Raw genomic sequence first — 9,834 nt, forward strand, 5'->3', positions numbered from 1 at the left:
GTTTTTTCTGATATCCTTGGCTAAAGTTATGGTTATGATTCATTCTGATCAGTTAATTTAATATTCATATTTTCAGCACGTGTACGCCATTTTTCTTTGGCCAGTTCCTGCATATCCGCCTGGCTGTCGAGTTCATCCACGATTTCAAAGCCAAAAATAGTCTCAATAATATCCTCCAGGGTAACAATTCCATCCAGTCCGCCATACTCATCGACAAGAACAGCTATCTGCTCTTTTTTCTCAAGCATGATATCGAATAATTTCGGGACAGTGATCTTTTCGTAACAAATGACTACAGGACGTTTTATATCATTTACCGACAGATTACCCTTCCCCTTATTCAAATGATCGGTAACATCATATTTTAACACATATCCGGTAACATTATCCATTGATTTATTGAACACAGGAAATCTTGAATGTCGAATCACATCGGTATCGGAAAAAAAGTCAGAAAGTTTTGTATTACCTTCAACAGCAACCACCACTGTACGGGGTGTCATGATCTCATTGGCTTTAACAGAACGGGAACGTATCAGATTTTTGATCGTCTGACTCTCCGTTTCTGCAAAAATACCTTCTTCAAAACCGATCTCAGTAAGCGCGGCTATCTCTTCACGGCTCACCTTCTCCTGATTCTTTCCCCCCGAAATGATCTTGGTAATCCCTTTTGATATCCAGACCACCGGATACATGATATAGATCATTACATTTAAAACCTGCGCCACAGGCAAAGCAAGATTCCGCCAATACCGGGCTCCAATGCTTTTAGGAAGAATTTCGGAAAGAAGCAATATCAAAATAGTAAGGATTGCGGAAACGACACCAAAATATTTTTCACCGAACAGAGCCGTGGCCTGTGCACCCACTCCCGCAGCTCCTACAGTATGCGCTATTGTATTGAGTGACAATATGGAAGACAATGGCCTGTCAACATCTTCCTTGAATCGCTTTAACCGTTTGACACTCGATTTGGATTCGTCCAGGGTCTTCACATAAGATAATGATACGGAAAGAAGAACTGCTTCAGCAATGGAGCAAAGAAAGGACACTGCTAAAGCCAATATAAGGTATAAAAAAAGAAGTCCCATGAATCGTCAATTTATGTGGTCAGGCAAATATACATTACTTGTTTCAATTCACCCTTTATTCATATTATTACGAACAATTAATGAGATATATCTATCCGTTGGCAATAAAGACTTCAATATCTTACAAATGTCTGAACCAGCCTATTTTCTTATGATTTTACAAACAAAGCCACCACCCGGTTTCATGTTTATGTCCATTTTTTTGCTGGCCGGCAAATTAAAAACCTCGTGTTTAAAGTCACGTGCGGCACGGTCGGCATTGATCCCGTCCCTGAACAATTCTACCTGATAATTCCCATCTCCGATAAAAGACAAATCAACCGTAACATTTCTTTCATTCCAGTCGGTAAGTCCCCCTACATACCAGGTTCCGTCTTTTTCGCGGGCAATAGTGATAAACTCGCCTATCTTTCCATCAATAGAAACGGTTTTGTCCCACACGGTAGGTACTTCAGCAATGAATTTAGTGCATTCCTGTTCCCGATCATAGTTAGACGGGTTGTCACAAAGCATGTTAAGGGGTGATTCGAAAACGATATATTCTGCTAACTGGCGGCAACGGGTGCCCTGGCTCATGGCTTCGCTGTTCACCGGACGGTAGTTCCTCCGGATGGCATTGCGCATAGCGCCTTGTGTATAATCAATGGGGCCGGCCAGCATACGAATGAACGGCATAGTGACGTCGTAAGTAACCATATCGACATCGGTACCTGACCATTTAAGTTGTTCCAATCCGAATACACCTTCAAAATTGATCACATTAGGATAGGTCCTGTTTAGCCCGGTAGGCTTATAGGCTCCATGGAAGTCGACCATAAGCTTATATTTGGCTGCCGTAGCCGCACATTTGTAAAAAAAGTCAACCATATACTGATCGTCACGGTCCATGAAATCAACCTTAAATCCTTTGACGCCCATTTCCGAATAATGACGGCACACATTTTCCATATCCCTGTCAACAGCCCAATAGCCTGCCCAAAGAATAATCCCTACATTTTTTTGCCGGCCGTAATCGATCAGCATTTTTACATCAATTTCAGGGATCACTTTTAGTAAATCGGCTTGCTTATTTACAGCCCATCCCTCGTCCAAAATAACATATTCAATACCATGTTTAGATGCAAAATCAATATAATATTTATAGGTTTCGTTATTGATCCCTGCCCTGAAATCAACGCCGTAAAGGTTCCAGTCATTCCACCAGTCCCAGGCTACCTTCCCGGGTTTTACCCAGGAAAAATCATCCCCGCGGGAAGGTGATGCCAATGAATATACCAGATCATTATCCAGTAATTCCTTATCCTGAACGGAAACGGCCAGAACACGCCACGGGAAGTTACGTCCACCTGTCGATCTGGCTATATAATTTTCACGCTCGTCCACCAGTTGTTGCAACATATTATGCCCTCCCTGAGTTGTCTTTTTAGGATAGGCAGCAAAAACACCTTGTAAAGACGGGCCTTCCTTTTTATTGAGCAGATAAAGACCGGGATAATTTTCCAGGTCTGCCTCTGTAAAACAAAGCTTTTTCCCATCATTCAGTTCAACGACAACAGGTAAAAACATTAATTGTTTATTACTTAACTTACTTAAGGATGCATGTGTATAAGTATTTTCAAAAGAATTGAAGAATTGCTGCTCTATGGTCTTATTTTGCGAACCTTTCACATAGGGAACAATTGCCTGATGATCCCGGCTGAAATTAAGGTCAACCTGTTCATTTTCGACAAAAATCTCTTTTTTCTCCGTTGTCACAAAACGATAAGCTACCCCCTGGTTATAGGCCCGAAATACCAGGCCGTAATTATCCGAAAAGGTGAGAATCAGTTCATTGTATGCTTCATTTATTTCACTCTTCCTGTAAAGCGGTGTCGCTATCTTCTGATGAACGCTTTGTGTTTTCTTTTTCCGGAGTTTTGGTTGAACACCCCAGGTTTTCCCATTTTGTAAAGTCATTGAAATAGGAGAAGGAGCGATTACTTCGGTTTGTTCATGCATTACAGAGTAACTGATTTGCCGATCAAGATCAACCGTAATGACGATCTTTTCATCCGGGGATTTCAGTATTTGTTTTTGCGTATACGCCATGGTTGATATCACACAGAAACAAAATAACATAGTTGTTTTTATTTTCATCACGATTAGTTTTTATGATTGAATGAAGTATAAAGTTCTTTTAATATTTCTTTCTTCCTCCTGTCTCCTTCAACGGTTTTTCCACTCAATGACTTCCATAAAGCGACCGTTTCAGCATCTATCGTACTTTCCAGATTAGCATTCCAATCCGGCAGGTAACCGCGCAAGCCCATGAATTGTACCATTTCAAAATCAGGACTGTCTACTGTAATATCACGGTAATAGATCAATGTTGCTTTTTGCCTGATCAGCTTATCCTGTAATTGATCCATGCTGATGTTCTTCATCTTGGTGCCTTCTTCGATACTGATCGATGCGGCAATTCCTGCAGCCTGTCCTAAAGCCATCCAGCAAGGTTCCATCCGGAGCGTTGAAAAGCCGATATGGCTGCCTGAAACCGGTACAGGGATCAGGAGATTGTCTACGTCTTTGGGTATAATTACTCCCAAAGGAACAGTATAAACTGCTGAAGGGTAGCTAAGAAATCCATCTAAATGTATTTTCCCAGGCTCACGTTTACGTACAGCATGAGAGTCAAGGGCATAATGACTCGCTGTAATACTATTCTTATGAAGCGGGGGACGTTTTCCGGGAGCTACAGGTATAGCATCGTTTGCGGTAAAGAAATACTCACCTTCAAAACGCCGTCCTTCACGCACATAAACCTGACGGGGAAAATTTTCATTATCCGTATATTCATCCTTTGCAAATCCCCATTCAAGACAGGCTTTCCTGAAATGTTTGGGTAATGAAGGATCATTTTGTGCAAACCAGATCAATCCAAGGGTATAGTTCTTTAAACGTTCGGCATACTGGTCGCGCCAATCCCATCCTGAAGTAGGCCATGGCCAGTTTTCTTCGGGTAAGTCCGTAGAAATAAAAGCCATATGTTGGTTGTTCGCATCAGTTTTAGCATTCGGCAAGGCCACCATATTGGTAATTTTTGCAATACCCCAACGATCTCCGGGTATTTTTGTAGGATTGCCCTTTTCTATGTGCTTCCTGTTCTCTTCCATCATTTCAGGAGTTACCTTGAGCATTTCCACTCCTGTATTATTTCCGGTCCAGACATCTTCAATCAAGGAAACATACTCTTCGCGGTTATAGTTTTCCGGCTTCCTGACCGGAACGCGATTGTCGGGTTTGTTGGTCAGACACAGGCGGTAATTATAGGCCTGTACCGCATTATCACCCTGGAAAGTACTACAGTCTTGTTCCTTTCCTCCCCAGTATTTATAAACCTGCCCGGCACCCGGCTCATTGAATTCATCTTTTCCTTCCCGGCCTAAACGGAACGGAACTTTGGCGGCTGCTCCCAGATCGCCTTCATAAGTGGCATCCACAAATACTTTCCCCGTATAGGTTTCCATTTGTTTGGTTTCCCTATTGAATATACTTACAGATGTGATCACATCATTATGAATAGTCACATTACGGGGTTCGGCATCAAATTGGCGCATTTTTAAAACGGTGATCTTGTTTACTTGCTCAGCTATCATCTGGGTAAACACCTGCTCGGCTATTGACGGTTCAAAGTGGTAACCGTTACTGCATATTTTTACCTGCTCGGAATCTTCTCCGTATGTTTTCTTGTAATGGTCCAGATTACGGTCAACGAACTCTTTAAACAATCCTGTTGTTGCTTTCTTTGTCGCAATATCTGTTGCACCAAGGCCATTGGCAGGCAATCCGCCTATATGTTGGGTCCGCTCGAGAATAACAGATGTTTTTCCTTCCCTGGCAGCACTGATCGCCGTCATAATTCCGCCCGGAGTACCCCCCACGATCACAATATCATAATTCCCCTGAGCAAAACCGGTCAGTGAGATAAAAATGAAAAAATATAAGAAAATTTGTCTCATAAAATAGATTTTATCAATTCTTATCCAAACTTACTCTATCCGATCAACAGATAAAATAATTGAATTTTCACAAAGATAATGTATATTGGCTGTTTTACAATGCGCCCAATAAATGTTTTGCATTTTCAATAGCTGCTTCCGTGACTTTTTCACCACTAAGCATTTTTGCAATTTCTGTCACCCGTTCCTCAAATGATAACTCTTGTACTTTGGTTTGGGTAACGGAACCCTGATCTTCCTTGAAAACTTTGTAATGGTGGCTTCCCTTTGCGGCAACCTGTGGAAGATGTGTTATATTAATGATTTGCGCATATTGGGACATTTGTTCGAGAATATTGCCCATTTTCTCTGCGATTTTTCCGGATACGCCACTATCGATCTCATCAAATATAAGTGTCGGGAGAAGTATTTTTTCAGCAATGGCAGCTTTGATGCTTAACATGAGCCGGGATACTTCCCCTCCGGAAGCCACCTTCCCTAATTCCTGCAGATTCTGCTGTTTATTGGCTGAAAACAGAAACCTGATGATATCCGTCCCTGAAGGAGTAAACTGCTCAGATGGAAGCAGTTCAACTTTAAATAGAGCATTTGGGATCCCCAACTGAATCAATAAAGTGTGTATATGTTCTTCTATCGCAGGAATTGATTTCCGGCGTTTTTCGGATACACTCCCGGCCAATAACGTGAGCTGCTCCTCATATCGGTTGATTTGTTTTTCAATCTCTTCTATCTGGATGTCAGAATGATTGATTACCTGTATCTTTGTATCAAGTTCTTCCCTGATAGCGATCAATTCTTTTACAGAGGTTACCTTGTGTTTTTGTTGAAGTGCATACAACAAGTCCAACCGGGCGTTCACCTCCTCGAGCCGGGCAGGGTCATGTTCTGTTGCTTCTGCAATTCGTTCTGTTTCAATAGCGATATCTTTTAATTCGATCAACGAAGATTCGATTCGTTGAAGAAAATTTACTGCAGGGGAACAGACACTTTGCAGACGGGTCAAAGTGGATGTCGCCGACTTTAATAACTGTGTTACAGATATCTCATCGGCTTCTAAAAGAGCAGCTACCTGCGATAATCCCGATTTTATTTCTTCGGCATGGGTGAGTATTTTCAGTTCTTCCTCCAAAGTTTCTTGCTCCCCGTCCTGAAGTTTAGCCGCATACAGTTCTTCAAAACGAAAGCGATGATAATCCAGTTCCGATTTAGACTGTTTCGCTGCATTCCTCAGCTGATCCAGTTCGGAAAGTAACTTTTTATAGTGTGAAAACACACGGTTGTATTCATACAAAGTGTCTAACTGCTGCGCATAAGTATCCAGTATTTGTAACTGGAAATTAGCTGATTCGAGATAAATGTTCTGGTGTTGGGAATGGATATCGATCAACTCAGCCCCCAACTCCTTTAAGATGGATAAATTTACCGGAGAATCATTGACAAATGCACGGGATTTTCCGTCTGACGTAATTTCCCGCCTTATCACTGTTTCCGGATCATAATCCAGGTCATGTTTTTCAAACCAATTTTTCCACTGGGTTTCACGGATATTGAATTTTCCTTCAACAATGCATTTCCTGGTGGTATCCAGTAAGGTGCTGGTATCGGCACGTTGTCCTGTAAGCAAGCCAAGGGCACCGAGCAGAATAGATTTTCCGGCCCCCGTTTCACCGGTAATGATAGACAGGCCATGATGGAAATCAATTTCCAGATGCTGGATCAAAACATAATTGCTGATGGATAGATGAGAAAACATATTTTTAACTTTTACCAAACTCCATTAAATAGGCCTTAATAAAATCATCAATATCGCCATCCATTACGGCTTGTACATTCGATGTCTGGTGATTGGTCCGATGGTCTTTTACTCTCCGGTCATCAAATACATAACTTCTGATCTGTGAGCCCCATTCAATCTTTTTCTTTCCGGCTTCAATCTTTGCTGTTTCCTGACGGCGTTTTTCCAGTTCTATTTCATATAACTGGGATTTCAGCAAACGTAAAGCATTATCTTTATTTCCAAACTGTGAACGACTTTCCGTATTTTCGATAACGATTTCTTCCATTTTACCGGTTGTTTCGTCCTTGTACTTATAATGCAAACGAACACCGGTTTCCACTTTGTTCACATTCTGTCCACCTGCTCCGCTCGACCGGAAGGTATCCCAACTTAAATTGGCAGGGTTTATTTCAATTTCAATAGTGTCATCTACCAACGGAACGACAAATACCGAAGAAAAAGAAGTCATACGTTTTCCCTGTGCATTAAACGGTGATACCCTCACCAACCGGTGAACTCCATTTTCACTCTTCAGAAATCCATAAGCCATCTCACCCTCGATCTGCATGGTTACGGTCTTGATCCCGGCTTCATCTCCGGCCTGAAAATTGGTCACTTCCAATTTAAACCCCTGCCGTTCACACCATCGTTTATACATCCTCAACAGCATTTCCGCCCAATCCTGGGCCTCGGTACCACCTGCTCCGGCAACAATTTTAATCACAGCACCCAGTTTATCTTCTTCATGCGAAAGCATGTTCCTCAATTCCAAAGCTTCGAACATATCCAATGCCTGTTGATATGCTTTGTCTACATCCTCCTCGCTGATGGCATCTTCCTTATAAAAATCAAAAGCCAGCTGCAATTCTTCACAAGCCGTTTTTATCTCCTGGTAGCTTTCGATCCATTTTTTCAGATCCTTCACTTTCCGCATCTGTGCTTCTGCAGATTTAGCATCGGTCCAGAAATCAGGGGCCTGGGTTTTTTCTTCCTCTTCTTCTATTTGGATTTCTTTGTTTTCGATGTCAAAGATACCTCCTCAGCGCATCCTCGCGCTCCAACAACTCTTTTAGCTGTTCAATAGTAATCATGGTTTTTTGTTTTTGTTTTGAATGGCAAAGGTAAAAAAATCCCCGAATCACACTCAAAATACAGAATAAAACTATTAGCTTTGTAATATGCATGTATTGATCATATTTTTCACATATGATGCTTGATAACAATCTAAGAAACAGAATTATAGAAGGGGACAGGGAGGCATTTGATGTGCTTTTCCGGATGTTCTATTCCCGTTTGTTAGGTTTTGCCCATTCATATGTCAGGGATCATTTTGTAGCCGAAAATATTGTTCAGGATGCCTTTCTTTTGTTGTGGGATCGTCATAAGACATTACGTATGGACAGCAATATTCCAGCCTGGTTGCTTACCGTAGTGAAAAACAATATGATCAATTACATCAACCGGCAAAAGAAACAAATGATGGTAGAAAATATTTATGCCTCACATGCCGTACGTGAACTAGACCTTCGGATTTCTTCATTAAAGGTATGTGATCCTGAGAATATGTTTAGCGACGAAGTAGAAAAAATTATCCGGGAAACGATCGCATCACTTCCTGAACAAGCCCAAAAAGTAGTGACTATGAGCCGGCTGGAAGATTTGAGTAATAAAGAAATTGCTGAAGAATTGGGAATAACCATAAAAGGGGTAGAGTACCACATTACCAGGTCATTAAAGATATTGCGCAACAAACTGAAAGATTATTTACTGTTTTTTTTCTTTTTTTTTTAAATATTCACTGGGGTTCTGAGCTCCTTATTTGTTTTTATTAAACGTGTAAAATCATATTGTGGAACAGGATACTTTTATAAAATATTTTTCCGGAACCATTTCCCCACAGGAAGAAGTTGAATTGTTGGAGTGGATCGATGAAAGCGAAGAGAACAGGAAGGAATATCTGGAACAACGCCAGGTATGGGATATGTATATACTTCATCAAAAGCCGGAAGATATGGCCATGAACTTTGATCAACTGATTGAAAAGCGCCGTCCCAACCCAGAGAATAAGCATCCTAAACCACCGGTAAAAGGAAAGATCCGGTTGCGTGAATTCATCAAAATTGCTGCCATATTTTTAATCGCATTCGGAGTAGGAAAATTTTTTGTTCCATCTAATAACGAGGTACAATACCACACGATTGAAGTTCCTCCCGGACAGAGGGTAAAACTGACCTTATCCGACGGTTCGCAGGTCTGGTTAAATGCACAGACCAAATTTACCTATCCTGCTACATTCAATGAGGAAAAGCGTGTCGTTATGCTGGATGGCGAAGGGCTTTTTGATGTGGTCCATGATAAAAAGAAGTCGTTCATAGTACAAACGCTACAGCATGAAATAAAAGTATTAGGCACTTCCTTTAATGTATATGCATATAGTAATAATCCATTTTTCGGGACAACATTGATTGGCGGATCAGTGCAGGTTACCGACCAGCAGAACCCGGGCAACATATACCAACTAAGCCCGGGAGAACAATTGTTTTATAATGATTTTTCAAAAAAACTGGAAATCAAAAAAGTAGAAACCAGTGAATATACGTCATGGAAAGATGGGATACATTATTTCAATGATATTTCCTTTGCAGAAATGACTGAACGACTGAGTCATTTTTACAATACCAAAATCATCATCAATGATTCTTCTGTCCTGAACTATCATTGTACAGGTAAATTCCGCCAGAAAGAAAGTATTACGGAGATTATGGATGTGGTAAAAAGCGATATCCCTTTTACCTATATATACGACAAGGAAAACAATGAATTGAGAATTGAAAAAAAATAAATCCTTTAGAATAAGAGACCGGAAAGTACGGCAATACTTTCCGGTCAGGCAAGTTTAACTATTAAAAGTGTTAATCCTTATCAACAAAGATAGGAAAAAATTGTTAAGGATCGAAATGGTGTATAT

Annotated in this window: 7 protein-coding genes; 2 read left to right on the forward strand and 5 right to left on the reverse strand. The window is 40.9% G+C overall.

The features are described 5' to 3' along the window. Nucleotides 1-32 precede the first annotated feature (32 nt). The 5 genes from LBQ60_03830 to prfB form a co-directional block, all read right to left on the reverse strand. Nucleotides 33-1,091: a CNNM domain-containing protein gene (locus tag LBQ60_03830; GenBank protein MDR2037032.1), complete on the reverse strand. Its 1,059-nt coding sequence runs from the start codon at nucleotides 1,089-1,091 to the stop codon at nucleotides 33-35. Between the two features lie 141 nt (nucleotides 1,092-1,232). Further along, complete coding sequence (locus tag LBQ60_03835; protein ID MDR2037033.1) at nucleotides 1,233-3,209, reverse strand: glycoside hydrolase family 97 protein; 1,977 nt, start codon at nucleotides 3,207-3,209, stop codon at nucleotides 1,233-1,235. A 23-nt stretch (nucleotides 3,210-3,232) separates the two neighbouring features. After that, nucleotides 3,233-5,089: an FAD-dependent oxidoreductase gene (locus LBQ60_03840; protein ID MDR2037034.1), complete on the reverse strand. Its 1,857-nt coding sequence runs from the start codon at nucleotides 5,087-5,089 to the stop codon at nucleotides 3,233-3,235. A 94-nt stretch (nucleotides 5,090-5,183) separates the two neighbouring features. Next, on the reverse strand, nucleotides 5,184-6,842 hold the full coding sequence (gene recN / locus LBQ60_03845) for a DNA repair protein RecN (protein ID MDR2037035.1): 1,659 nt from the start codon (nucleotides 6,840-6,842) through the stop codon (nucleotides 5,184-5,186). A 4-nt stretch (nucleotides 6,843-6,846) separates the two neighbouring features. Beyond that, nucleotides 6,847-7,957 (reverse strand): peptide chain release factor 2 gene (gene prfB, locus LBQ60_03850; GenBank protein ID MDR2037036.1). Its coding sequence is split into 2 segments (ribosomal slippage): nucleotides 6,847-7,893 and nucleotides 7,895-7,957, totalling 1,110 coding nucleotides; the frame shifts between segments, so codons are not numbered across the junction. Nucleotides 7,958-8,072: 115 nt separating this feature from the next. Here prfB and LBQ60_03855 point away from each other — a divergent pair. Continuing rightward, nucleotides 8,073-8,657, forward strand: a complete 585-nt coding sequence (locus LBQ60_03855) for an RNA polymerase sigma-70 factor (GenBank protein MDR2037037.1) — start codon at nucleotides 8,073-8,075, stop codon at nucleotides 8,655-8,657. Between the two features lie 58 nt (nucleotides 8,658-8,715). Further along, a complete protein-coding gene (locus LBQ60_03860) occupies nucleotides 8,716-9,708 on the forward strand; it encodes a FecR domain-containing protein (GenBank protein MDR2037038.1) in 993 nt (330 codons plus the stop codon). Nucleotides 9,709-9,834 lie beyond the last annotated feature (126 nt).

This window comes from Bacteroidales bacterium (genome assembly GCA_031275285.1).
Taxonomy (GTDB): domain Bacteria; phylum Bacteroidota; class Bacteroidia; order Bacteroidales; family UBA4181; genus JAIRLS01.